Raw genomic sequence first — 24,481 nt, 5'->3', positions numbered from 1 at the left:
AGTACCCCATGAAAGAACTCCTTAAAAAATTTGAAAATAAGAAACCTGAAATCGTTTTTGAATGGTCTGATGCGGAAACGGAAGCCGAAGGATGGGTGGTGATAAACTCCCTGCGCGGTGGAGCTGCTGGTGGTGGTACCCGAATGAGGGTGGGGCTGGATAAGAGAGAAGTAGAATCGCTGGCGAAAACCATGGAGATCAAATTCACCGTTTCCGGGCCACAAATTGGCGGTGCAAAATCTGGAATCAATTTTGATCCAAATGACCCAAGAAAAGAAGGAGTACTAAAGCGATGGTATCATGCCGTTTATCCACTTCTCAAAAATTACTACGGCACTGGTGGCGACCTCAACGTGGATGAAATTCATGAAGTGATTCCGATCACAGAAGATTTTGGATTATGGCATCCCCAGGAAGGAATTGTGAATGGTCATTACAATCCACGAAAACCTACCAAAATCCATATGCTGGGGCGCCTCAGGCATGGGGTCTCAAAAGTGCTGGAAGATCAGGAGTATATACCAAACTCACCGAAAAAATATGTAGTGGCCGATATGATTACCGGATATGGAGTTGCAGAGGCTGTTCGTCACTACTACCAAATCTGGGGAGGAAACATAGGCGAGAAACGGGCAATCATTCAGGGCTGGGGAAATGTGGGCTCTACTGCCGCCCTGTACCTTTCCAAATACGGTGTGAAGATCGTGGGGATTATCGATCGTGTAGGGGGACTCATGAATCCGGACGGCTTCACCCTGGATGATATCAAGAGATTTTTCCATGATAAAGACGGCAACAAACTGGTGGCTGAAAATCTCATCCCTTTTGAAAAGGTGAATGAAGAAATCTGGTCGATGGGAGCTGAAATATTTATCCCTGCAGCGGCATCAAGGTTGGTTTCAAAAGAGCAAGCAGAAGCCATGATCAGCAATGAGCTGGAGGTGGTGTCATGCGGTGCAAATGTACCATTCAACGATACTGAAATCTTCTACGGGCCCATTGCGGAGTTTGTGGACAGGAAGGTTTCGCTTCTACCTGACTTCATCGCCAACTGTGGCATGGCCCGAACCTTTGCTTTCCTGATGAATCCCGACAATGATGATGTACTTACAGATGCAGACATTTTCAATGACTGCTCGCGTACCATCGGAAGCGCACTGCGGGCAGTACATAAGGAAAACAGCACCCGTGTAAACCTTGCTGAAACCGCCTTTACCATTTCGTTAAATAAGCTTGTTTGATTTTGATAGGTTTGTTTTTGTCTGCGCTAATGATAACTTTAGTATTAATCAGTAACGCCTAAGCATGATCGGGAGAATTCTTGTTGCCATTTTATTAATGACCGTAATCTTGGTGGCTCATGCCGGCGACCATTCTCCTATTCAAGAGCAACAGGAAACCCACCAAACCATAAGTCATGATGCTGAAGGGGACGATCATCGCTCATCAGCCAAGCCGGCCATATGGAGTGTGTTTCCATTCGTACTCTTGTTGGTAATGATCGCCACCGGGCCGCTCTTCTATCCGCATTTTTGGCACAAGAGCTACCCTGTCATATCGATCATTCTGGCCTTTCTTGTCTGCACATATTATCTCTTTGGACTTGAAAACATGCACAGCCCCGTTCATTCCGGTGCGGAGTATATTCAGTTTATTGCCTTGCTCACCGGGCTCTTTGTTGCATCCGGAGGTATTCTGATCATTGTGGACAAGGAGGCTCGCCCACTCACCAACGTTATCATCCTGGCCATTGGGGCAGTGATTGCAAACATTATCGGGACTACCGGAGCTTCCATGCTACTCATCCGGCCTTTTATCCGGCTCAATAGAAATCGAATAAAAGCTTACCATATCGTCTTTTTCATTTTCATTGTGAGCAATGTGGGAGGTTCTCTTACTCCCATTGGTGACCCTCCATTATTCCTGGGATTCTTAAAAGGTATTCCCTTTGAATGGACGCTGATCCACAATCTGGTGCCATGGGCGATTGCTTGTATCCTACTTATCACCTTTTTCTACTTTTTCGATATTCGAAACAAAACCAATTATGCCCTTATGCGGGGGGATGAAGAGGAAGAAGAGCCACCTACCGGAAAGATTGATCTCAAAGGAAAGAAAAATTTCATCTGGCTGGCCATTGTGGTTGGGGCAGTATTCCTTGATCCCAATGTCTTCGAATGGGTGCCCGGAATTGAATACGAAGGTCAGAAATTTTCCTATTTAAGGGAAATCATTATGCTAATGGCCGCTTTTGGATCTTACCAGTTTTCAGATCTACAGGCTATGCAGGGCAATGAATTTAGCTTTGAACCGATACGTGAAGTGGCTTTCCTTTTCATCGGGATATTCTTCACCATGATGCCTGCATTGGAGCTGGTGAGCCAGTTTGCCCAATCGCCCGAGGGAGAAAAACTGATTCGCCCAAGCACACTTTACTGGGGCACAGGGGTGCTGAGTGGATTTCTGGACAATGCACCTACTTATGTGAATTTCCTTACCGCATCCATGGCCAGCGTGGGAGCCGATGTAAATAAAATGCAGGAAGTCATCGCATTTGCTAATAATGAATACAAAGATTCGCTACTGGATCTTATGGCTATTTCTTTGGGTGCGGTGTTCTTCGGGGCTTTCACTTACATTGGTAATGGGCCAAACTTCATGGTGAAGTCCATTGCGGAGCAGGTGGGTATCAAGATGCCTTCGTTTTTTTCTTATATCATAAGATATTCCATTCCTATTCTACTTCCCGTTTTGGTCATCATTTGGCTCATCTTTTTCATGGGACATTGATGCCTGGAAAAAATGGTGCTATTCCTATATAGAATAAAATTTTCTTTATTTGCGCTGAATTAGTTACTTTGAGTAGCGCCCAATTATTAATAATCGCCTAAAAGATGCTTTTAAACTTATTTACAGGACAAAATGAAGGGCTTCTGTTTGGAGTCTTCGGTGTTATCATCGTCCTGTTCCTCATTGTGGATTTGGGTGTCTTTCACAAAAAGCATCATAAAGTCTCTCAAAAAGAAGCAATTCAGCAATCTATTTTTTGGGTACTGGTATCTGTGGGTTACGGCATGCTCATTTATTTTTATGGAGAAGGACCGGCAGCCACACTGGAGTTTTTCTCTGCTTATGTAACCGAAAAGGCCCTCTCAGTTGACAATATTTTTGTAATCCTGCTGATTCTGCGGTATTTCAATGTAAAAGAAGAATACTATCACAACATCCTTTTCTGGGGCATTCTTGGAGCGATTGTGTTCCGAGCGGTTTTCATTTTTGTAGGCGCACTATTGATCTCAGAGTTTCACTGGATACTCTACATTTTTGGTGTATTCCTTGTTTACTCTGGGATCAAGCTCTTTGGAGGAGATGACGACATGGAACTGGAGCCAGAAAAAAATCCTCTTTTAAAGGCTGCTAAAAAGATCCTCCCTATGAGCACGCAAGATAAAGGGGGCAAATTTTGGTTGAGGGAAAATGGAAAGCTTTTGTTCACCCCTCTGTTTCTGGTTATCATCCTCATTGAGTCTACGGATTTAATCTTTGCAGTGGATTCGATCCCTGCTGCCTTTGCAATCACGCAAAATGAATTTGTGATCTATACCTCAAACATTTTTGCAGTGATGGGCCTTCGAGCGATGTTCTTCCTGCTGGCAAATGTGCTGGATAAATTCTATCTGCTTCAGAAAGGACTTTCGGTGGTACTCATCTTCATCGGGGCAAAAATGCTCGCAGAGATAATCGACCTGCATGTGCCAATATTCTTATCCTTTAGCATCATTATTGGCGCACTTGTGCTGGCTATTGTGCTTTCTTTGATGTTCCCAAAAGATGAGACTCCTGAGGAAATCATAGAGGAGAAACTGCCCTCTGAAGAGTAATTACTTCTCGACTTCTTTTACCGTTTCCATCACCTTATCCCTAAGGTTGTCTTTGTATTTCTGAAGATTATCGGCAATTTTCTTATCTGTTGCACCTACGATTTCCGCAGCAAGAATGCCTGCATTCTTGCCCCCATCCAATGCAACAGTAGCTACAGGAATACCCCCCGGCATTTGAAGAATAGATAGAATGGAGTCCCAGCCATTGATTGAGTTGCTGGATTTTACCGGTACACCAATCACTGGTAGTGTGGTGAGTGATGCGACCATGCCAGGCAGATGGGCGGCACCTCCCGCTCCAGCAATAATCACCTGCAGTCCTTTTTCCCTGGCCCCTTCTGCATACTCCATCATCCGGTGTGGGGTGCGGTGCGCCGAAACAATTGTGAGCTCAAATTCGACCCCTAATTCTTCAAGAATATCTGCTGCTTGCTGCATGATCGGGAGGTCTGACTTGCTCCCCATGATAATGCCTACTTTGGGTGCCATTATGCTTTTACTTTTAGTGTGTCTTTCACCTTTCGTGCCTTCATCTTCAGTTCCTCTATCGAGTCGTCCGTGATGGTCACGTGACCCATTTTTCGGAAAGGCTTGGTTAATTTCTTGCCATAAAGATGCACATAAACTCCGTTCATTCCCATGCATTCCTCCATTCCTTCATACTGTGCATTGCCCGTAAACCCATCCTCACCCAGCAGGTTTACCATGGCGGCAGGAGTGATCAGATCTGTAGAGCCCAATGGCATATTCAGGATGGCACGGAGGTGCTGTTCAAACTGGGAGGTCCTGTTGGCTTCAATGGTGTGGTGACCAGAGTTGTGTGTACGGGGAGCCACTTCATTGACGAGGATTTCACCTTCCTTAGTCAAAAACATCTCCACAGCCAGCAGCCCCACCATATCCAGATGTTCTATCACGCTTCTGGCCAGATTATATGCCTTCTCCTCGATTTCTTCCGTAATCTGCGCCGGAGCAAACAGAAATTCTACCAGGTTTTGCTCCGGGTGGTAGGACAGCTCCACCACCGGAAAGCACTTCATTTCTCCATTCTTATTCCTTGCTACAACCACACTGAGCTCCTTCTCAAAGTCCACCATTTTTTCCAACAGGCCCGGCTTATCGAAGGCCTTTTCTAAATCAGTTTTCGTACGGATCATCTGTACGCCTCTACCATCATAACCTTCCTTGCCAAGCTTGTTTACCGCCGGGAGTATGTCTTCATACTTCGCCACATCGGCTGCATTTTCCGTCAGCACAAAATCCGAAGTAGGTATTCGATTGGCTTTGTAAAATGTCTTTTGCTTGCGCTTATCCTGAATCAACTCAACAATTTCCGGCTGAGGAAACACCTGTACTCCATCGTCCTGTAGCCTTTTTAGTGCCTCCACACTCACATTCTCAATCTCAATTGTGATCAGGTCAAACTTCTTTCCCCATTGATACACCAGCTCTTCGTCTGTCAGCTTGCCAACCGAAAAATCCTTCACCAAATGAGCACAAGGGGCGTGCTCATCAGGATCTAATATGGAGATGTCAAGGTTATAATTGATGGCGGACTGGATCATCATACGGCCAAGCTGACCTCCTCCCAATACTCCAATCTTCAAGTCTGTAATATCTTTTGCGGACATGCTGCAAAGATAACCTTGGCTGCTAGTTTACGGTTTACATTTATGGACGAATGCGCTTAATCATGGACGAGAAAAAAACTAAAAAGGGAAAAAAGCAAAAGGAAAAAGAAGAGGAGGAAGTATCGGAAGAGAAAAAGCCCGGATTTCCTAAGGAAGTGGACTTCAAGAAGTTTTTAGGGTGTGGGGGCTAGTTACTCAGAAATAAAAACTCTTTTTACGCGGTTGCTCACGTTTGTCAAAATCTCATATGGGATGGTATTCGCCCATTTGGCCAAATCCTGAATACCCGGATTGGCGCCAAAAATCATTACCTGATCCCCTTCCTGCACTCCGGCTCCCGTCACATCCACCATGATCATATCCATACACACATTCCCGATGGTAGGGCATAGCTTTCCATTTATTGAAACCCGGGCATTTCCATTACCAAAGATGCGACTGTAGCCATCTTCATAGCCGATCGGGATGATCGCTATTTCGCTATCCCGATCGATTTTTCCCTTTCGTGAATAGCCCACAGTATCCCCTGCTTCCAAATGCTGAATTTGAGAAATGGTGCTTTTGAGCTCACTAGTATGCCGCAAGCTTAGCTGACCCGTAGGGTCAAATCCGTGCAGGCCAATACCCAGCCTGACCATATCGAAATGGTATTGTGGCCATCGAACCATGGCCGGAGAGTTGCACGCATGTTTGATTGGGTGATAGCCCAATGCATCGGTCAACTGCCGGTATGCCTCCTCGAAAAGGTGAGCCTGGCTTACAGTAAAATCATCCTCATCCGCCATGTCAGAACTGGAAAAGTGGGTGAAAATTCCTTCAACCTTCAGCCCGGGATTGTGCTTCAGCAATTCGATCAAGGCTGGTATATCCTTTTTTGAGAATCCTAATCGATGCATCCCGGTATCAATTTTCAGATGAACCCCCGGGTGGTTTTTGGTGTCCTTGAGCATTCGCTTTAGGTGAGTCAGGCTAAAGATTTCTGCCTGAAGGTCATACCGCTCAAACTGCTCGAAACTCTCTATGTAAGGGTTCATGATCATAACCGGGAGCGATACGCCATTCTTCCTTAGCTGGATCGCCTCATCTACATAGGCCACCCCAAGCATATCTACACGCTGGTGCTGCAAAAAATTAGCCACCTCCAGCAACCCACTACCATACGCATTGGCCTTCACCATCACCATCAGTTTAGTAGTTGGCTTAAGTAAGGCACGATATTGATTCAGGTTATGCTGCAGTGACTCGAAATTGACTTCCAGAACGGTACCATGGCTTTTCTCCTGAAGCCGCTGCACTACGCGCTCCAGGGCAAAGTTTCGGGCACCTTTCACCACCACCATTTCCTCACGAAACTCAGGCAGATCGGTCAGCAGCGCCTCCGTGTCATCGAAGAAGATCGTCTCCATGGGGAAAAGGCTTGCATGATTTGAAATCCTGCTGCCCACTCCTACCAGCCGACTGATCTTTCGGTTTTGCAAAAGCGCGGATACGTCTGAATAAAGCTCTTTGTCACCTTTGCCCGAATGTAAAATGTCTGAAAGGATGAGCGTCCGGCGTTCATTTTGCCGATGCGATTCCAGATAATCCAAAGCTACCTTGAGCCCAGCCTCATCATTGTTGTAGCTATCATCCAGAATGTAACATCCGTTGACTCCTCGCTTAAGTTCCAGCCTCATAGGCACACCTTCTATCAGGTCAATTCCGGCCTGGATTTGATCCCGTGAAAGTCCGATTTCCAATGCCATCACAATGGCGTGTGTCAGGTTCTCGAGCAGGGTTTCACTTTGAAAGTCGGTGCTGAACTTGTCATTATTGACCTGCACGGATCCATCCTTCCAACTAACCTGATAGGTGCCCTTTCCATTCAAACTCCAGCCAATAATCTTATCCCTCAGCACCTCACTGATAGTTGCGAAGTGCTCCTGATCACAGCGACAAACTACCTTGCCTGATTCCACAAACAGGTTCAACTTTTCACGAAGTTTATGGTCCGACGAATCAAATCCGTCATCGTGTGCTACTCCAAGATTCGTAAATATCCCGTGTGTTGGCAGGATCATTTCCTGAAGTTTCTTCATCTCGCCACTGCGGGAAATTCCAGCCTCAAATAAACCTATTTCATGGTTTTCTCTGATTTCGAGCAGGGAAATGGGGACGCCTATTTGTGAGTTATAACTCTTTGGACTTTTGACTACAAAATGCCTGGAAGACAGAATAGTAGATAGCCACTCCTTCACGGTGGTCTTTCCGTTGCTGCCCGTAATTCCTATGATGGGTATACTGAATTTTATCCGATGATAGCGGGCGATTTGCTGAAAAGCGGCAAGTGAATCATCCGCCACCAGCTTATTCGCAGCACCAAGGTCTAAATCTTTTTCAAGAATAAAATTTTTTACCCCTCTTTCGGAGGCAGCTCGGGCAAAATCGTGACCATCTCTCTTCCCATTAATGGCCACAAATACTTCGTAAGGCTGACCGGAAAGGGTGCGTGTGTCGGCAGAAAAATGGCTGACATCCAGATCTTGGTTGAGATGAATTTGACCTCCGGTGATTTTGGCTAGCTGAGAAAAAAGCATCACCTAAATTATCAATTCCATTTCATATTGATTGACTTGATTTTGGAATCCGCACCTGACAAGGAATGCATCAAAACCAAATTCATCATCCGGAATGTTCATGATGGTTAGCGGCTTTTTCGATTCATTTTGAGCTTGCACGAGCAGGGCTTCCCCGATCCCCTCATGCCTGTGAATCCGATCCACAGCCAGCTGTGATATGCGGCCAATGTGTGGTTGGAAAATGATGTGTCCGACAACTATATTATCACGTTTGGCGAATAATACCCGCTCATCCCCATGTTTTAGATGCTCTGAGCTATCAAGAAATGAGGGTTGAAAATCATTGAAACTAAATTTCACGTCTTCCATTTTGCCCTCCTCAATGCCGACTTCTGCGTGAGAAGCTAGGGGCCTGCTCATTTTATAGCACCGGAATCTTCTTTTAAACGTAAAACCGATTTTCTCATAAAGTGCTATCGCATTCTTGTTGCTCTCGATCACCTCCAGCAGAATCCTCGCTATAAACTTCTTGCGAATTGCCGGGATTAGAAACTCATACATCCTCTCAGCAGTTTTTTGATTTCTAAAGCCTGGCAATACACCTGTGCCCCCATTGTAAGCCGTAGGGATACCCTGATAAATATTGGAACTATGGAGAATGAAGCCGGTCATTTCATCGCCATCAAAGCTCCCACAGGAAATCTCCCGATCGCACTGAAGTTTATGATGAATCCGATAGGAGAATTCCTCCCTGGTAGGCTGAAACTTCACCTCATAGTCCGAGAAAGCCATTTTAAATGTATAAAATAACTGATCAAAATCGGATTCAGACAAAAGACGGATTTCCATAAAACCAAAAAGCAGAAAGCCTGCTCAGCTCTTTAATTTATTGTTAAACTAAAATGATGCTTATCTGTCTAAAAGTCAAGACAATAAAAAAAGGGGTGTGAAAACACCCCCCTGATCATTTGCGACTGGGCTGCCCTACTCCACGACTTCTCCGTTGAAATATAGGTAGGTGTACTCTTCAGATTCAGAAGTTTTGATTCTGATGTTTTTCTTAAAGGCTCCCACTTTTCCTGATTGAAAATTGGCAGAAATTGAGGCTGTCTCACCAGCTTTGATCTCTCCTTCCGGATACTTCACATCCGTGCACCCGCACGATCCTTTCGCCTCTAAAATCTGAATGCTCGATCCGCTGGTATTGGTGAATTCAAAAGTCAGCTCCTTCATTTCATTCTTGGCTACCTGACCCAAGTCGATCGAAGTAGTTTTCCATTTGATAGGTGACATACCTGCAACTACAGCTACTGCAATTCCAAGCATTACGATAAATGTTGCTTTTCTCATTTTTGAAAAATTTTAATTTGTCCAAATGTGATCGGATGGCATGAAAGGCTCTGTTAACGAGTTCATAATGATTGTTAATGAGTTGTTAAACCCAGAAATCCCATCATTTTCCCCTGTACTTTTGGATCATGAAAAACACCCCCATCCGTGTTTTAATCATCCTGGCGGTACTGTCGCTGATCGGCATCATAGGCACGCAGGTATTTTGGCTCAACCGTGCCATTGAGCAACAGGACCAGGTTTTCAATTACAATGTACAAGTGGCACTTCGGAATGTGGTGGAGTCCCTGTGTGAAGCCAATGGCAAAGACTTTCCGGCTGTCAACCCAATCGAACAGGTTTCCGGCAATTACTTCATCGTGCGCACCAACGATCGGATAGACCTGACTAATCTGGAATATCTGATCTCCGCCGAGATAAAGAAAAGAGCAATTTCTCAGGAGTTTGAATATGGCGTTTATGACTGTGCCAATGATCAGATGGTTTATGCGGAGAATGTGAATATTGCAGGGGAGAGCACCGTATCTGTAATGCCGGTTTTGAAAAACGATGAATACTACTTTGGGGTCTACTTCCCTAATAAGTCGAGAAACCTTTTCGCCGGATTTGATCTGTGGAAGTTTACCACGCTGCTCACCTTCGCAGTGATCATTTTCTTTGGGTATGCCCTCTTTGTGATCCTTAGGCAGAAAAGGCTGAGTGAGGTGCAAAAAGATTTCATCAATAATGTGAGTCATGAGTTAAAAACCCCACTGGCCACTTTATCCCTGGCTTCAAACACCCTTCTAGAAAAGGCGTCCGATAAAGACAATAGATATTTGAAGATCATCCAAACAGAGGTAGGCCGGCTACAAAAAAATGTGGAAGATATTCTGCACTCCTCCCAACTGGAATCCCGGTCCCCACTTAAAATGGAGAAAGTAGATGTACAGCATTTTATAAAAACCATCATTGGAGAATTGAAAGATGAATACGCGTCACGAATGATCCAATGGGAAATAAAAGGTGAGGCAAAGAACCAAATTTCCTCCAATAGGAAATTACTGGAAAATATCATCCGAAACCTGGCTGACAATGCAGTGAAGTATGGGGGAAGGAATGTTTGCATTGCCCTTGAGCAAGATTCCAAAAGCACCCGGATTGAGGTATCTGATGATGGCAAAGGAATTCCTAAAGAGTACCAAAAGAAGGTTTTTGATAAGTTTTATCGGGTGCCGGAGGCACAAAACCAGCACAATGAAAAAGGTTTTGGACTTGGACTGCAGATCGTGGCATCTGCGGTGAAAAGACTAAAGGGGAAAATTGTACTGCAATCTGAGATAGGAATGGGCACCACATTTAAAATTACATTACCCAATGGCTAAAATATTGCTGGCAGAAGATGACGAAAACCTGGGGTTTATGATCAAGGACAACCTTGAATCCCTGGGCCATGAGGTGAGCTTGAGTGCTGATGGCGAGCGGGCGCTGAAGGAATTTAAGACCGCCAATTTTGAAATATGCATACTAGATGTAATGATGCCCAGAATGGACGGGTTTGAGCTGGCAAGCAATATCCGGTCTTTGAGTGAGTTTGTCCCGATCATTTTTCTTACAGCCAAATCACAGGAAGAAGATCGGCTCTCCGGATTTGAAATTGGAGGTGATGACTATGTGACCAAGCCATTCTCCATCAAAGAGCTAAGCCACCGGATCAACGTTTTCCTTAGAAGATCATCCACTCAGCCCACAGCACCAGTAGGCCAGAGTATTGCATTTGGCCAGTCTACATTTGACCTCAGGAACCTTACATACGCATGTGGCGAAGAGACGCATACCCTCACTCAAATGGAAGCAAACCTGCTCAAGCTGCTTTTGGATAATAGGGATGAGCTTGTAAAGCGTGAGTACATATTGGAGAGCATCTGGGGAGAGAATGATTACTTCAAAGGCAGAAGTCTGGATGTATTTATCACCAGGCTCAGGAAATATCTAAAAGCCGATTCCTCGCTCGAAATCCGCAACCACCATGGTGTGGGTTTTAGCCTGAAAGTTTCGGGCAATTCAGAACAATAGAAATCCGCAGAGGTTGTGACTCTCGTAGGTTAACCGATTGATGACAGGGAGCTTTCATCGATCTTTCAACCATCTAAAACCAACAACCTTATTTAATGAGTCCATCGAATTTACTTAAACAACGAGCCCTGGAAGTGGAGTGGGAGGAAGCGCTCAGGCGAGCCACCATCAAGTACCACATCGCCGGAGCTTGGGTCGCTGTTATTTTCAACCTCATCTTTGGTGCGACTGACTATATCAATGTCAATCATCATTTTGAGGTCTTTTTCATATTCAGGCTGGCAGTTTCATCGATTACGGCCATCACGTTGGTTTTAAGGAAGCCCCTCAATATTTCCGCTGACTTTCTAATTTTCGTGCCAGTGCTTTTAATCTCCGTTCAAAATGCTTTCATGTGGAGCCTGATGGATGTGGATGATCTTCAAAAACACACACTTGCATACATCGCCCTCTTCATAGGTGCTGGTATGCTCGTGCTTTGGAAGATCTATTGGTCCATCATCGTGGTGGCACTCTCTATTGCTGCCAATATTTTCTTCCTCGTGCGAAACAGCACACTTGGTCTGGAAGAAATACTTGCAAGTGGGGGCCTTCTCACCGGTACTGTGATGATTTTTTCAATCATCCTGATTCAGACCCGCTACAACCTGACCAAGCGTGAAATCATTGCCCGGCTATCCCTAGAGGAATCGAATAAAAAGCTCAATGAACAGAAGAAGATCATTGAATCCAAAAACAAGGACATCACCTCAAGCATTCGCTATGCAAAAAAAATTCAGGAGGCAATTCTTCCTTCCGAAAAAACTATTGCTAAATACCTGCCTAAATCGCTAGTCTACTACCGCCCCAGGGATATTGTGAGTGGCGACTTTTATTGGTTTAAGCATGCGGACGATGTTTCCTATATAGCCGCAGTGGATTGTACCGGACACGGGGTGCCGGGTGCATTTATGAGCATGATCGGAAATACCATCCTAAATAAAGTGGTGCCGGACAACCGTACCAAGCCAGGGGAAATTCTGGACGAGATGCGACGGGAAGTAATTAAAACCATGCAGCAGGGTGAAGAAAGCTCCCAAAGAGATGGGATGGACATTGCTCTATGCACCATCGACCATCGCACCAACGTAATTGAATATGCCGGAGCGTTCAACCCTTTGTGCTTGTTTAGAAATGGGGAGCTGATTGAGATCAAAGCCGATAGAATGCCAATTGGCTCCTACTTCGGAAATATAGATAAGCCCTACACGAACCATTCTATGGAGCTGAAACCGGGGGATGTTTTCTACATCTACAGCGATGGCTTTCAGGATCAGATAGGTGGAAAGGGCGATCGAAAGTATTCATCCAAAAAATTTAAGAGTCTCCTTCAGTCCATTCATAGGCACTCTCCGCAAGAGCAATTGGAACTTCTGGAAAAAGAGATCACCGAATGGAGAAGAGATGAGGAGCAACTGGACGATATGCTGATCATGGGCGTACAGGTTTAAGAACTACAATTATGGAAGAAGTATTTATCACGGAATCGACAAGGACCACACCATACACATGTGTGAATTATTCAAATGGAAAAGTAGATGTGAAGGGGCGATCGAGCCCTGAGAACACCATGGAATTTTATGATCCTTTCATTAAGGCAATCGCCCTTTTGAAAGAAACGGGGCAGCCGAAAATTGAAGCAAACTTCAGACTGATCTATTTTAATACCAGCTCTGCTAGGTGTATCTACCTGATCATACGCGAACTGAAGACGCTGGAAGAACATGGTAAAAAGGTGACGATCAATTGGTTTGCCGAGGAAGATGATGAGGACATGGTGGAAACCGGCCTGGACTTTCAGGATATCGTAGATATTGATATCAATATCACGAAAACATCAGGCGAATATTAAAAAAAGGCCGGTATTTCACCGGCCCATTTCCCATTTCAAACAAACAACCTAATTAATTACAATTTTCTTTGTCAGTCGCTTTTTCCCCTGGCTGATTTCGAGCAGATAGATTCCCTCTTTTTGACCAGATAGATCAATCAACTCCGAGTAGGTTCCGCTGAATCGATCAAAATTTCTGCTAAAAACTTCCTTTCCTTCCAGGTTTGAAACGCGGATGTTCAACTCATCCTCGTCCGGCACACTGAATCGGACTTTGATCCTCCCGTTGGAAGACGGATTGGGATAAAACCTAAGGTCATCCAGCTCCAACAAATTGCTCTCATCCACCTTTCCCTTCTTACCAAATTCCTCATCACCTACATCTGTCACCTTCACTCGCTTTATCTCTATCACATGCATCTGGTGATCCTCATCATCAAAGCGATCCATCATAATCTGCATGTCCATGCCCAACTCCTTCATCCGTTCCCTTAGCTCTTCCATGTCAGCTCCGTCAAAGCGCAGGTCAAAAAAACCATCCACCGAATCACCATCAAAGTGCTTGAAGAAAAAGCCTCCTTCATCGTCTTCATCATCACCGTGGAAGTATTTGAAAAACGACTTATTGCGATCTTTCATTTGATCGAGATGAAGAAACACATCATGGTCATCGGTATCTCCAAACCAAAAATTAAAACCTTCCTGCTCACCGGCAAACTCCTGATAGCTAGGATCGGCGCGCATTTCCTCTGCGCTGTTATACTCACCCTTAAAGGTCTTTTTTTCACCGTTGATCTCTTTGGTGATTTCCACCACAATCTTGCCTTCATCTGATTGGGCAAAAGCAGACATCCCCAAGGATAGGACGGCTGCCAGGGTTAACATTCTCGTTTTTGTTTTCATCTTATTTTGAGTTTAGTTCCTAATTCAAATCGCCAATCGAAAGTACGTACTGTCTTTCTATCTCTCTGTTAATCAGTCGTTAATCCTTGTTAAAAATGGTTAAACACGAACTGCAACCGGTGCTTAATAGTATTTTTGAGGTATGCAGCGAAAGACACTGAGATGGATCATTGGGCTCATGGGATTTGCCATGATCGGGCTGATTGCCTTTCAGCTTTACTGGATTGATTCCCTGGTGGCCGCCAACGAGGAGCGATTCAGGAAAGATGTGCTAGATGCACTGAACACGGTCGCCAATAAGCTAGAAAAACAAGAGACCTATGCTACCCTTCAAAAGCTGAACTACCTCAATAATGTCCCTTATGAAGATGAAAGCAGGGAGCGGGTTCATCTCAAAAAAACAGAGCAGCCAAAAAAATCGACTAAGGGCAACTATGAAATCGTCAATCAGGGCAATCAGCAGGTTTTCTTTTTTGCAGATACAGTAAATAATGGAGCCTTCGAATTTGTGGTGAATTTTTCCAGCTACGCACAAAATTTTTTCCCTGAACAATTACCTCCTCCGGAGAGCTCCGCAGAGGAAATGATCCTGGAACGGGATGTTAAAATTCAGGAGCTTGAGGAGCAGCTGGCCAAAGTCTCCAGACGGTATGAGCTTACATTTGATGTAATGCAGGACCTGATGGGGCCAAATCGGGCGATCACTTCCAGGTTTAATCCACATCAGCTTGATTCCCTGCTCAAAAATGAATTGGAAGGAAAGGGCATTGACATAGATTATGAGTACGGGGTTATACAGCCCAATCTCAATCGATTCATCCTCCATACCAGCGATGGGTCTCATGGAGCGGAAGAGCTGGCCAAAAGTGAGCTGAAAGCAACGCTCTTTCCCAATGACATATTTGACAATGGTAGTCTTCTCATTGTAGATTTCCCTGGCAAGCAAGGATATCTGATGGGGAAGGTTTGGTCAGCCATGGTCAGCTCAGGGGTTTTGGCGCTGGTCATCCTGTTTTGCTTTGGATACAGCATTCGCACCATCATTCGCCAGAAAAAATTGTCTGAGATGAAGAATGACTTCATCAATAATATGACACATGAGCTAAAGACACCTATTTCCACCGTGTCTCTCGCCGTAGAAGCACTAAGTGATAAGGACATTGAACAAAGCACCCTTCGTACGAAATACATTAAAGTAATTGGAGAAGAAAACAAGCGACTGGGGGATCAGGTAGAAAAAGTGCTACAGATTGCCGCCATAGATCGCAACGATTACAACCTAAAGCAGGAAATTCTTCGAATGAGTGATATGGTGAAGAGTGCGGCGGAGCATATTGCTATGCAGGTGGAGCAAAGAGGTGGCAGACTCAATATGATTGAGAAAGCCGAGAAAGACCTGGTAAAAGGCGATGAAATGCATCTTACCAACATTATCCTAAACCTGCTAGACAATGCCAACAAATACTCTCCGGAAGCCCCGAATATAACGCTAAGGACTGCCTCGGACGATGAAGATTTCATCATTTCCATTCACGATAAAGGAATCGGGATGACCCGCGAACAGCAAAAACACATTTTTGAAAAATTCTATCGTGTCCCCACAGGTGACCTTCACAATGTCAAGGGCTTTGGCCTTGGCCTGGCCTATGTGCAGCGGATCGTAGAGGCGCACGGAGGAAAAATACATGTAGACAGTGAGCCGGGAAAGGGGAGCAAATTTTCAATCACATTACCATTAGCCCATGAAGCCTAAATTATTGATCGTAGAGGATGACCCAAACTTGGGCGAGATATTAAGTGAGTACCTTGGCTTGAAAGGATATGACACCACCCTAAAAAGAGATGGTGAGGAAGGTGGATATGCCTTCAAAAAAGACACATATGACCTTTGCATCCTAGACCTGATGATGCCCAAAAAAGATGGCTTCACGCTGGCCAAAGAAATCCGGGCTACTGATGATGAAACTCCAATCATTTTCCTCACGGCAAAATCTATGAAGCAGGACATCATCAAAGGTTTTACAATAGGAGCAGATGACTACATGACCAAGCCCTTCAGTATGGAAGAACTGCTTCTGCGCATCCAGGCTATCCTGAAGCGTGCGGCGAAAAAGGATGAAGAGCCCTTTCCAAACATGTTTAACATTGCCGGGCTCACTTACTATTATCAGGAAAACCGCCTGATTACTCCAAAAAGAGAGATCAACCTTACCACCAAGGAAAACGAACTGCTTAGAATCTTTTTTGAGAACATCAATAAAACGGTGGAGCGCAGCAGCGCACTCAAGAAAATATGGAAAGATGACAGCTACTTCAACGCCAGAAGTATGGATGTCTATATTGCCAAAATCCGAAAATACCTTCAAGATGAACCTAGTCTTAAGATATTGACAATTCACGGTGAAGGTTTCAAATTAGTTGAGGTGAATTGAGCTAATTCTGGATGGGATTATATATCTTTAGAAAGGAGCGATTCTAAAAACGAACTAACCTCACTTATCATGCTACTTGTACCCTCAATATCGGTTATTGAAGGCAGAACCATTCGCCTCACTCAGGGAGATTACTCCAAGGAAAAAGTATACGATGATACCCCGATAGACGTAGCTAAGCAATTTGAAGATCATGGCATTTCACGGATTCATCTCATTGATTTGGATGGTGCAAGAAAAGGCACCTCTGTGAATTATGACATTCTCCACATGATATCGGCCTACACTGACCTGAAAATCAATTTTACAGGCGGGCTGCACACAGACGGAGATGTGTTGAAAGCTTTTGAATATGGAGCGGAAAGTATCACCGCAGCATCTGTGGCTGTAGCACAAAAGGAGCAGTTTGCCAATTGGCTCATGTCCTATGGCCGGGAGAAGATCGCTCTGGCAGCAGACAGCTTGGATAGGAAAATCCGAGTAAGGGGCTGGCAAAAGGGAACTTCCAAAGATCTATTTGAGCATATCGCCTACTTTTATGATCGAGGGCTGAAGTACCTTAAAACAACAGACATTTCTAAAGATGGTGCTCTGGAGGGACCTTCATTTGAGCTGTATGAAGAGTTGCTTAGGGAATTTCCAAACCTATCCATTTTTGCTAGTGGCGGTGTGCGCGGGATAGACGACATCAAAAAGCTTCGTGATATTGGACTATACGGAGTAATTTTCGGGAAGGCCTTTTACGAGGGCCGTATTTCACTTAAAGATATTGACGATTTTCAGTCTGTGAAGGCTTAGGGTGCCTCTTCAGCGTCGTATTTGAATTTGTAGAGGAAGTAGAAAATGAAGTTGTATTTGCTCACAGAATCATCTTCCACAGAATCGGATTTTTCTTCCATCTGAACTGGTCTTTCTGCATCCATGGCAGGTTCTGCCTCACGAGTAGTTTCTTGCTGATATCCTTGAGAGGTAGCTTGAGAAGCAACATCTCCATCAGGTCTCATAAGGGATTGATCTCCTTTCCTTCGACCTTCTTGTTCTTGTTCCTGATTGTTGAGGTTTTTCTCTGTTCCATTGGTGTTGGCATAACCAATGTTAAATGCAAGAGTCAATCCCAATGCAAACAATATATTTTGTATTCTTCTCAAGAATTTCATCTTAAACAACAAAGTAACGAAATAATCAATGGAAGGTTATAGCTTTTTGCAAAACTTAACTCATGCATTGCAGTATTTACAGATTAAATATTATTTAACCCATTAAAAAAGCCCATCATTTCTGATGGGCTCTTGTTTTATGTTCAACTATCTAAATTTTACAATGTTCTCTTCACCTCTTTTATCTCAAATCCTTCAATGATGTCACCCACCTTGATGTCGTTAAAGTTTTTGATACTCAGTCCGCACTCATATCCACTCTTCACCTCACCAACATCTTCCTTGAATCGTTTCAGCTGATTGATCTCTCCGGTGTAAACTACAATACCATCTCTTATCAACCTTACCTGGTTCGAACGCTTCACATTGCCATCGGTAACGTAACATCCCGCTACAGTTCCCACTTTGGAAATCTTGAATACTTCTCGTACTTCTATGTTTCCAGTGATCACTTCTTCACTGGTAGGTTCAAGCATTCCTTCCATTGCATCCTTCACATCGTTGATTGCATCATAGATAATGGAATATAGCCTGATCTCGATTTCCTCACTCTCTGCCAATTTTCTGGCACTACTGGAAGGGCGCACCTGGAACCCAACGATCACTGCATCAGAAGCTGAGGCAAGTAATACATCTGATTCCGAAATTTGCCCAACAGCTTTGTGAAGAATATTTACCTGAACTTCCTCTGTAGAAAGTTTTAATAGTGAATCGGAAAGTGCCTCGATGGATCCATCCACGTCACCTTTCACAATCACGTTCAATTCTTTGAAGTTTCCGATTGCCAGACGTCTTCCAATTTCATCCAGTGTAATGTGCTTCTTGGTACGGATACTTTGCTCTCGCAAAATTTGCTCTCGCTTGTTAGCAATTTCCCTTGCCTCCCGATCGCTGGCCATCACATTGAATTTGTCTCCGGCTTGCGGTGCACCATCCAATCCAAGCACCTGCACAGGGGTAGAAGGGCCTGCCTCGGTTAGTTTTTGACCTCTGTGGTCAAACATCGCTTTTACCTTACCAAAATATGGCCCGGCAAGGAGCACATCGCCTACCTTTAAAGTGCCGGCCTGCACCATGATGGTGGATACATATCCCCTTCCCTTGTCGAGTGATGCTTCCACTACTGAGCCAATTGCTGGTTTGTTAGGATTCGCCTTTAGTTCCAAAAGCTCTGCTTCTAAAAGTACCTTGTCGAGTAGGTCATCGATTCCTTCTCCGGTCTTAGCAGAAACATGCTGGCACTGATATTTTCCTCCCCAATCTTCCACCAAAATGTTAATCTTGGAGAGATCCTCTTTGATTTTTTCCGGGTTAGCGTTTGGCTTATCTACTTTATTGATGGCAATTACAATTGGAACACCAGCTACCTGAGCGTGGTTGATTGCCTCTTTGGTTTGTGGCATTACTGAATCGTCTGCTGCAACAACGATAATTGCAACGTCAGTAATTTTTGCTCCCCTTGCTCTCATTGCTGTAAAAGCCTCGTGACCTGGTGTATCAAGGAATGCCACACGCTTGCCACTTTCTGTCATCACGTCATAGGCTCCAATGTGCTGGGTAATTCCTCCGGCCTCACCTTCAGTAACTTTCGCATCCCTGATATAATCAAGCAGTGAAGTTTTACCATGATCTACGTGCCCCATAATGGTTACGATCGGTGCACGATCCAGTAGCTTGCTTTCATCATCTTCAACTTCGGCAATGTCTGTCTCCTCCTTAGATTCTGTGAAGTCTACCTCAAACCCAAACTCGTCGGCGATTACTGTAATGGTTTCCGCATCCAGTCGCTGATTGATGGAAACAAACATTCCCAACGACATGCAAGCAGAAATAACATCGTTGGCAGATACATCCATCAGTGAGGCCAGATCGCTTGCGGAAATGTACTCCGTTACCTTTAGGGTTTTTGATGCTTCTTCTGCGAGTAATTGTCTTTCTTCCTCTTCTTCTGCTCTGGCTGAGCGCTTATCCTTTCTGTATTTAGATCGCTGTGATCCTCCTTTTCCACTTCCACCACTTAGCTTGGCAAGGGTGGCTTTGATTTTATCCTGAATTTCTTTGTCGGATAGTTCCTCTGTTTTTCTTCCCGCTTGCGTCCTTCCTCTGTCACTCCCTGGCCTTCCGCCTCTCTGCTGTCCGCCACCACCTTGATATCCTCCTTCCGATTGAATTCGCTTTCTTGGTCGCTTTTTCCGATCCTGATTGGAATCTGAAGATGCCACTGGTTTTGGCTTGTCCTTGGGCAGCTCGATTTTATCAAGCACTTTTAGTCCTCTGAGAACATCGGCCTTTGCCTTGATTACTTCTTTTTCCACTGGCTTCTCCTCGGCCTTGGGCTCATCCTTCGATTTCTCAGCTTCAGGTTTAGACTCTTCTTTTGAAGGCTCCTTCTTTGGCTCCTCTTTTGCCTCAGGTTTTAGCGGTTCTTCGGTTTTCTTCGGCTCCTCGGCCTTCTTTTTATCCAGATCAATTTTGCCAATGACTTTTGGACCGTCCAGCCTGGTTCTGGCAGAGATTTTTTCCGGCTCAGGATCGGAAGCAACATTGTCCTTTATCAGGATTCTGTCGTCATCGTTTTTATCCTCGTCGGAAATTTTATCCACATTGATGACCATATTGTCGGTTTTGCCACCGATGGTCAGCTCGGACGCCTCTTCTTTGTCATGAGCCGAGTCAGCAAACTCCCTTGCAAGCATGTCGTACTGCTCCTGTGCTATCTTGGAGTTTGGGTTTGAGTCGACCTCAAATCCCTTTTCCTTCAAGAAATCCAGGATGGTATTCTTACCTACATTTAGCTTTCTTGCTACTTGACTTAATCTGTATTCTGCCATATAAACTCTTCAAAGTTAAGCTTATTCGAATTCCTGGCTTAGAACCCGAATTACTTCATGTACTGTTTCTTCTTCTAAATCTGTTCTTCTTACCAAATCATCTGAGCCAAGTTTCAATACGCTTTTGGCAGTATCTAAACCAACTCTTTTTAGCTCATCGATTACCCAATCTTCCAGCTCATCAGTAAATTCATCAAGATCCACATCTTCTTCTGAGCTTTCGTCCAGCTCACGGAAGACATCTATCTCCATTCCTACCAATTTGCTCGCCAATTTAATGTTTTGACCGCCCTTTCCAATGGCCAAAGATACCTGATCGGGCTTGAGATAAACAGATACTCTGTCTTTCTCATCGCTGATTTTCATACTTGTGATCTTTGCCGGGCTCAATGCCCTGGCCAGGTAAAGCTCAAGATTGTCGGTAAAGTTGATCACGTCTATGTTTTCATTCTGTAACTCCCTCACGATTGAATGGATTCTTGACCCTTTCATACCCACACAAGCCCCAACCGGGTCGATACGATCATCATATGATTCAACGGCCACTTTGGCTCTCTCACCCGGCTCTCTCACCACATTTTTAATGGTAATCAATCCATCATAGACTTCCGGAACCTCAGCCTCAAACAATCGCTCTAAAAACACCGGTGATGTTCTGGACAAGATGATCTTAGGATTTCCATTTACCATCTCTGCACGATGCACTATTGCTCTTACCGTGTCGCCCTTTCTGTAACGGTCTTTTGGGATCTGCTCACCTTTTGGAATAGTCAGCTCGTTTCCTTCTCCATCAATGAGAAGAACCTCACGGCCAAGCACCTGGTATACTTCGCCCTGAATGATCTCACCAACCAGGTCTTTATACTTTTGAAAAAGAATGTCCTTTTCAAGATCTTTGATTTTTTGAATAAGTGTCTGGCGAGCTGTCATCACCGCTCTTCTTCCGAAATCTTCCAGTTTGATTTCCTCGGCCACTTCTTCTCCAATTTCAAAATCGGGCTCTATCTGTCTCGCCTCGGTGAGGCTGATTTTATCGTGATCCCAGATATCTTCCGAATTGTCGTCAACAATTTCCCTGAACCTCCAAATCTCAAGGTCCCCATTGTCGGCATTTATTACAATATCGAAGTTATCATCGGTCTCATACTTCTTACGGATCATTGTTCTGAACACATCCTCCAGAATTCGGATCATTGTTGGGCGGTCAATGTTTTTGCCCCTGGCAAAGTCCGCAAACGAATCAATTAATACTGACGCTTCCATCTTACTTGAATGATACTTTTACTTTTGATTGTTTTATTTCTTCAAATTTGATCAACCGTTCCTGGCTTTTTACTTCCAGGACGATCGAGTCTTCATTTATCTCTTTCAGTTTACCTTCCAGCTTTTCTTCATCCAACTCCACTTCCAGATCTCTACCTTTATTCTTGGCATATTGCCTTTTCAACACTAGCGGAAAATCCAACCCCGGTGATGAAACCTCCAGGGTGTATTTGCCTTCCATGATTTCATCTTCTTCCATCTCAGCTCCCAGTTGTCTGCTTAGGTGGCTGCATTGGTCAATGGAAATTCCATTGTCCCCATCCACAAAAACCAAAACCTTCTGATTTCCTACGTTACCCTTTATTTTAACGTCCACCAGAAACAGGTCTTTAGTCCCTTCTATTAGCTTGTTAGCTATCTCTCTGATCTTTTGCTCTTCCACTATTTCCATGAATGAAAAGAGGGGACTGGCGTCCCCTCTTTCGGTATTCTAAATGTAACTTCGCACAAAGGTAGAAAACTTAATTTTGAAATCCACCAAAATGATAATAAAAACACTTATTTCCAGATTCAATTGAATTTTAAGAACAAAAAAACGTGATTCATCTAAAGATCAATTCATAACTAGTTGATTTTTTGGAAATTATCGACAATCACTCTAATTTTTACAGTCAGTTATTGAAGTAGTCTCACCGCCCTATTTTTTTAACCATAAAACCAAAAGAATTTTAACCGCTTAGGTACGCCTCAGCTTGTCAAAATCCCCACATTATGAACTTCTTCAAAAGTGCAGCGGTCGCCATATTTTCGCTGGTCTGGTTATCCGCAATTGGTCAGGATAATTCCGTAGGTATAAATACAACATCACCAAATTCTAGTGCGGTATTAGAGTTAGTTTCACCGGGATCTAATCAAGGGTTTTTGGTGCCACGGATGACGTCCGCACAACGTGCAGCCATGAGTCCCTCCCTAAATCTCAGCGATGAAGGATTGATGGTTTTCGATACCGATTTTGACTTATTTTATTTCTGGAGTAACAATCGGTGGAATGCTGGATTGGGTGTTTTGAATGTGCTACAAGCAGGTGGGGATCTGGACGGCACATATCCCAATCCGATCGTTAGAGTGGGTGCAATTACGGAGAACAAACTGGCAGATCAGGCGGTCTCCACTGAGAAATTGCAGAACAACAGCATTACAACTGAGAAAATAAATAGTGGGGCTGTTACTACCGACAAAATTGCCAACCTGGCCGTAACAGGTGCGAAACTCGAAAACGTGGGAACTATAAGCGCAGGTACATATGGAACTGAAGCTTTCAATGTCTTACAGCTAACCTTGGATCAAAAAGGCCGGGTAGTGGGTATTTCGGAGGTAGTGATCCAAATAGGCTCGGCAAACATCGTCAACGGATCAATTCTAAATGAAGACATTGCCAACGGGACAATCACTATTTCAAAGCTTAACCCACAGGGCAATACGAATAAGGTTCTTGTCATAAATGCTAGTGGCCAGATCGTATGGGAAAATAGATCAGCCTTCACTTCCTCTTCCCTTGCTCTCAATAATATTTATGTTGGTAATACTAGTGGCTCTGCTCAGGGACTCCCGGTATCAGGGGATGTGACGGTTACTAATAACGGATCATCTGCTGATGTTCAGATAAAAAACAATGCGATCACTACCAATGAGATTCTTGACAATACAGTCGGGAATGCGGACATAGCTAACAATGCGATTACAACTGGAAAAATTGCAGATGGTCAGGTCCAAAATGCGGATTTGGACAAAGCCAATATACCCTTAAGTGGCTTTGATGATGCAGCAGCGGATGTGAGTCTTGGAAATAATAAACTCATAAATGTGGCCGACCCGATCAATGCTCAGGATGCAGCCACTAAGAATTACGTCGATACGCAAGTAGACGCTGAAAATGACCTTACCGAAGGGTACATTCTTGTGGGGGATGCCACAAACAACCAAAGCGAAGTGGATGCTGCTGCCGACGGGCGGATTCTTATTGGGGACGGCACCACTGTTAATAGTCGTGCTGTGTCAGGAGATATCACTATCAACAATGCTGGCCTTACCGATCTTGTAGCAGGGGCAGTAGAAGATGATGAGGTTGATGATGATCTCACTATAAATGGCGGTGATATTGACAATACGCCTATCGATGGATCCATCATTGGAGGTAATGTACCTGCCGCTGCTTCTTTCACCGTCACCAACACTGATAATATTCGGATCGATGGAAACACCATCTCCTCTACCAATACCGATGGCAATGTGGTCATCGATCCAAACGGTGCAGGGGTTGTGGATGTTAATTCATCAATTATCGCCAACGTTACCGACCCGGTATCCGCACAAGATGCCTCAACAAAAAATTATGTTGATTCAGAAGTTGCAAACATCAACCTCGACAGTGATGCCGACTCCATCTACTTCGAGAACCAACTGGACCTGGACTCTGCATTCCAGCACCAACTACTGCTAGATTCTGCCGCAGCATTGCGAACCGATATCGATCAAAATACCTTCGACATT

Annotated in this window: 22 protein-coding genes; 12 read left to right on the top strand and 10 right to left on the bottom strand. The window is 44.4% G+C overall.

The window, feature by feature from the left end; genetic code table 11:
- Positions 1-8 precede the first annotated feature (8 nt).
- The 3 genes from RLN88_RS01495 (at position 9) to RLN88_RS01485 (ending at position 3,881) form a co-directional block, all read left to right on the top strand.
- Positions 9-1,241: a Glu/Leu/Phe/Val dehydrogenase dimerization domain-containing protein gene (locus RLN88_RS01495; RefSeq protein WP_350219597.1), complete on the top strand. Its 1,233-nt coding sequence runs from the start codon at positions 9-11 to the stop codon at positions 1,239-1,241.
- 97 nt (positions 1,242-1,338) lie between these two features.
- Complete coding sequence (locus RLN88_RS01490) at positions 1,339-2,790, top strand: sodium:proton antiporter (RefSeq protein WP_350219596.1); 1,452 nt, start codon at positions 1,339-1,341, stop codon at positions 2,788-2,790.
- A gap of 104 nt (positions 2,791-2,894) precedes the next feature.
- Positions 2,895-3,881 (top strand): TerC family protein, encoded by a 987-nt coding sequence (locus RLN88_RS01485; protein WP_350219595.1) that lies wholly within the window; start codon positions 2,895-2,897, stop codon positions 3,879-3,881.
- On the opposite strand, the gene purE is transcribed toward RLN88_RS01485, so the two are convergent.
- Both purE and RLN88_RS01475 read right to left on the bottom strand, forming a co-directional pair.
- A complete protein-coding gene (gene purE / locus RLN88_RS01480; RefSeq protein WP_350219594.1) occupies positions 3,882-4,370 on the bottom strand; it encodes a 5-(carboxyamino)imidazole ribonucleotide mutase in 489 nt (162 codons plus the stop codon).
- Positions 4,370-5,512, bottom strand: coding sequence for a 5-(carboxyamino)imidazole ribonucleotide synthase (locus RLN88_RS01475; protein WP_350219593.1), 1,143 nt, complete (start codon positions 5,510-5,512; stop codon positions 4,370-4,372). The genes purE and RLN88_RS01475 overlap by 1 nt, the downstream gene beginning before the upstream one ends.
- 62 nt (positions 5,513-5,574) lie before the next feature.
- On the opposite strand from RLN88_RS01475, the gene RLN88_RS01470 reads away from it, so the two are divergent.
- Entirely contained in the window at positions 5,575-5,703 is a 129-nt protein-coding gene (locus tag RLN88_RS01470) for a hypothetical protein (RefSeq protein WP_350219592.1), read from the top strand.
- Here the strand turns inward: RLN88_RS01470 and RLN88_RS01465 are convergent, their stop codons facing one another.
- From RLN88_RS01465 to RLN88_RS01455, 3 genes are all read right to left on the bottom strand, one after another.
- Positions 5,704-8,088, bottom strand: coding sequence for a bifunctional UDP-N-acetylmuramoyl-tripeptide:D-alanyl-D-alanine ligase/alanine racemase (locus RLN88_RS01465; RefSeq protein WP_350219591.1), 2,385 nt, complete (start codon positions 8,086-8,088; stop codon positions 5,704-5,706).
- A 3-nt stretch (positions 8,089-8,091) separates the two neighbouring features.
- Complete coding sequence (locus RLN88_RS01460) at positions 8,092-8,919, bottom strand: GNAT family N-acetyltransferase (protein WP_350219590.1); 828 nt, start codon at positions 8,917-8,919, stop codon at positions 8,092-8,094.
- A 135-nt stretch (positions 8,920-9,054) separates the two neighbouring features.
- Positions 9,055-9,420: a DUF1573 domain-containing protein gene (locus RLN88_RS01455; protein ID WP_350219589.1), complete on the bottom strand. Its 366-nt coding sequence runs from the start codon at positions 9,418-9,420 to the stop codon at positions 9,055-9,057.
- A gap of 128 nt (positions 9,421-9,548) precedes the next feature.
- Between RLN88_RS01455 and RLN88_RS01450 the strand changes: the two genes are divergently transcribed.
- From RLN88_RS01450 to RLN88_RS01435, 4 genes are all read left to right on the top strand, one after another.
- Positions 9,549-10,784: a sensor histidine kinase gene (locus RLN88_RS01450; protein WP_350219588.1), complete on the top strand. Its 1,236-nt coding sequence runs from the start codon at positions 9,549-9,551 to the stop codon at positions 10,782-10,784.
- Positions 10,777-11,475 (top strand): response regulator transcription factor, encoded by a 699-nt coding sequence (locus RLN88_RS01445; protein ID WP_350219587.1) that lies wholly within the window; start codon positions 10,777-10,779, stop codon positions 11,473-11,475. Before RLN88_RS01450 ends, RLN88_RS01445 begins: the two co-directional genes overlap by 8 nt.
- Before the next feature lie 95 nt (positions 11,476-11,570).
- The gene (locus tag RLN88_RS01440; RefSeq protein ID WP_350219586.1) at positions 11,571-12,965 is read left to right on the top strand and encodes a PP2C family protein-serine/threonine phosphatase; all 1,395 of its coding nucleotides are present in this window, start codon (positions 11,571-11,573) and stop codon (positions 12,963-12,965) included.
- A gap of 11 nt (positions 12,966-12,976) precedes the next feature.
- Positions 12,977-13,366 carry a DUF1987 domain-containing protein gene (locus RLN88_RS01435; protein WP_350219585.1) on the top strand — a complete coding sequence of 130 codons (390 nt, stop codon included), beginning with the start codon at positions 12,977-12,979 and terminating at the stop codon, positions 13,364-13,366.
- A gap of 48 nt (positions 13,367-13,414) precedes the next feature.
- Here the strand turns inward: RLN88_RS01435 and RLN88_RS01430 are convergent, their stop codons facing one another.
- Positions 13,415-14,248, bottom strand: a complete 834-nt coding sequence (locus RLN88_RS01430; RefSeq protein ID WP_350219584.1) for a T9SS type A sorting domain-containing protein — start codon at positions 14,246-14,248, stop codon at positions 13,415-13,417.
- Positions 14,249-14,390: 142 nt separating this feature from the next.
- On the opposite strand from RLN88_RS01430, the gene RLN88_RS01425 reads away from it, so the two are divergent.
- The 3 genes from RLN88_RS01425 to RLN88_RS01415 all read left to right on the top strand — a co-directional run bounded on the left by RLN88_RS01425 (position 14,391) and on the right by RLN88_RS01415 (position 17,478).
- Complete coding sequence (locus tag RLN88_RS01425) at positions 14,391-16,001, top strand: sensor histidine kinase (protein WP_350219583.1); 1,611 nt, start codon at positions 14,391-14,393, stop codon at positions 15,999-16,001.
- On the top strand, positions 15,991-16,680 hold the full coding sequence (locus tag RLN88_RS01420; RefSeq protein WP_350219582.1) for a response regulator transcription factor: 690 nt from the start codon (positions 15,991-15,993) through the stop codon (positions 16,678-16,680). The genes RLN88_RS01425 and RLN88_RS01420 overlap by 11 nt, the downstream gene beginning before the upstream one ends.
- Positions 16,681-16,749: 69 nt before the next feature.
- A complete protein-coding gene (locus RLN88_RS01415; RefSeq protein WP_350219581.1) occupies positions 16,750-17,478 on the top strand; it encodes a 1-(5-phosphoribosyl)-5-[(5-phosphoribosylamino)methylideneamino]imidazole-4-carboxamide isomerase in 729 nt (242 codons plus the stop codon).
- On the opposite strand, the gene RLN88_RS01410 is transcribed toward RLN88_RS01415, so the two are convergent.
- The 4 genes from RLN88_RS01410 to rimP all read right to left on the bottom strand — a co-directional run bounded on the left by RLN88_RS01410 (position 17,475) and on the right by rimP (position 22,382).
- A complete protein-coding gene (locus RLN88_RS01410; RefSeq protein WP_350219580.1) occupies positions 17,475-17,828 on the bottom strand; it encodes a hypothetical protein in 354 nt (117 codons plus the stop codon). The two genes, RLN88_RS01415 and RLN88_RS01410, sit on opposite strands and share 4 nt — an antisense overlap.
- Before the next feature lie 167 nt (positions 17,829-17,995).
- Positions 17,996-20,668, bottom strand: a complete 2,673-nt coding sequence (infB, locus tag RLN88_RS01405) for a translation initiation factor IF-2 (RefSeq protein WP_350219579.1) — start codon at positions 20,666-20,668, stop codon at positions 17,996-17,998.
- Between the two features lie 21 nt (positions 20,669-20,689).
- On the bottom strand, positions 20,690-21,931 hold the full coding sequence (nusA, locus tag RLN88_RS01400; RefSeq protein ID WP_350219578.1) for a transcription termination factor NusA: 1,242 nt from the start codon (positions 21,929-21,931) through the stop codon (positions 20,690-20,692).
- A gap of 1 nt (position 21,932) precedes the next feature.
- On the bottom strand, positions 21,933-22,382 hold the full coding sequence (gene rimP, locus RLN88_RS01395) for a ribosome maturation factor RimP (protein ID WP_350219577.1): 450 nt from the start codon (positions 22,380-22,382) through the stop codon (positions 21,933-21,935).
- Positions 22,383-22,702: 320 nt separating this feature from the next.
- On the opposite strand from rimP, the gene RLN88_RS01390 reads away from it, so the two are divergent.
- The coding region (locus RLN88_RS01390; RefSeq protein WP_502880095.1) for a phage tail-like protein at positions 22,703-24,481 on the top strand (1,779 nt) is incomplete at its 3' end.

This window comes from Ekhidna sp., from assembly GCF_040223195.1.
GTDB lineage: Bacteria > Bacteroidota > Bacteroidia > Cytophagales > Cyclobacteriaceae > Ekhidna.
The sequence above is the reverse complement of the archived record's forward strand: the minus strand, read 5'-3'. Positions and strand labels throughout refer to the sequence as shown.

Excerpts from the sequence above, each read along its gene's own strand:
- RLN88_RS01475 (WP_350219593.1), bottom strand. The coding sequence starts at position 5,512 with ATGTCCGCAAAAGATATTACAGACTTGAAGATTGGAGTATTGGGAGGA.
- RLN88_RS01495 (WP_350219597.1), top strand. The coding sequence starts at position 9 with ATGAAAGAACTCCTTAAAAAATTTGAAAATAAGAAACCTGAAATCGTT.
- nusA (WP_350219578.1), bottom strand. The coding sequence starts at position 21,931 with ATGGAAGCGTCAGTATTAATTGATTCGTTTGCGGACTTTGCCAGGGGC.
- RLN88_RS01435 (WP_350219585.1), top strand. The coding sequence starts at position 12,977 with ATGGAAGAAGTATTTATCACGGAATCGACAAGGACCACACCATACACA.
- rimP (WP_350219577.1), bottom strand. The coding sequence starts at position 22,382 with ATGGAAATAGTGGAAGAGCAAAAGATCAGAGAGATAGCTAACAAGCTA.
- infB (WP_350219579.1), bottom strand. The coding sequence starts at position 20,668 with ATGGCAGAATACAGATTAAGTCAAGTAGCAAGAAAGCTAAATGTAGGT.
- purE (WP_350219594.1), bottom strand. The coding sequence starts at position 4,370 with ATGGCACCCAAAGTAGGCATTATCATGGGGAGCAAGTCAGACCTCCCG.
- RLN88_RS01465 (WP_350219591.1), bottom strand. The coding sequence starts at position 8,088 with ATGCTTTTTTCTCAGCTAGCCAAAATCACCGGAGGTCAAATTCATCTC.
- RLN88_RS01420 (WP_350219582.1), top strand. The coding sequence starts at position 15,991 with ATGAAGCCTAAATTATTGATCGTAGAGGATGACCCAAACTTGGGCGAG.
- RLN88_RS01450 (WP_350219588.1), top strand. The coding sequence starts at position 9,549 with ATGAAAAACACCCCCATCCGTGTTTTAATCATCCTGGCGGTACTGTCG.
- RLN88_RS01470 (WP_350219592.1), top strand. The coding sequence starts at position 5,575 with ATGGACGAGAAAAAAACTAAAAAGGGAAAAAAGCAAAAGGAAAAAGAA.
- RLN88_RS01490 (WP_350219596.1), top strand. The coding sequence starts at position 1,339 with ATGACCGTAATCTTGGTGGCTCATGCCGGCGACCATTCTCCTATTCAA.
- RLN88_RS01485 (WP_350219595.1), top strand. The coding sequence starts at position 2,895 with ATGCTTTTAAACTTATTTACAGGACAAAATGAAGGGCTTCTGTTTGGA.
- RLN88_RS01440 (WP_350219586.1), top strand. The coding sequence starts at position 11,571 with ATGAGTCCATCGAATTTACTTAAACAACGAGCCCTGGAAGTGGAGTGG.
- RLN88_RS01445 (WP_350219587.1), top strand. The coding sequence starts at position 10,777 with ATGGCTAAAATATTGCTGGCAGAAGATGACGAAAACCTGGGGTTTATG.
- RLN88_RS01455 (WP_350219589.1), bottom strand. The coding sequence starts at position 9,420 with ATGAGAAAAGCAACATTTATCGTAATGCTTGGAATTGCAGTAGCTGTA.
- RLN88_RS01460 (WP_350219590.1), bottom strand. The coding sequence starts at position 8,919 with ATGGAAATCCGTCTTTTGTCTGAATCCGATTTTGATCAGTTATTTTAT.
- RLN88_RS01415 (WP_350219581.1), top strand. The coding sequence starts at position 16,750 with ATGCTACTTGTACCCTCAATATCGGTTATTGAAGGCAGAACCATTCGC.
- RLN88_RS01425 (WP_350219583.1), top strand. The coding sequence starts at position 14,391 with ATGCAGCGAAAGACACTGAGATGGATCATTGGGCTCATGGGATTTGCC.
- RLN88_RS01430 (WP_350219584.1), bottom strand. The coding sequence starts at position 14,248 with ATGAAAACAAAAACGAGAATGTTAACCCTGGCAGCCGTCCTATCCTTG.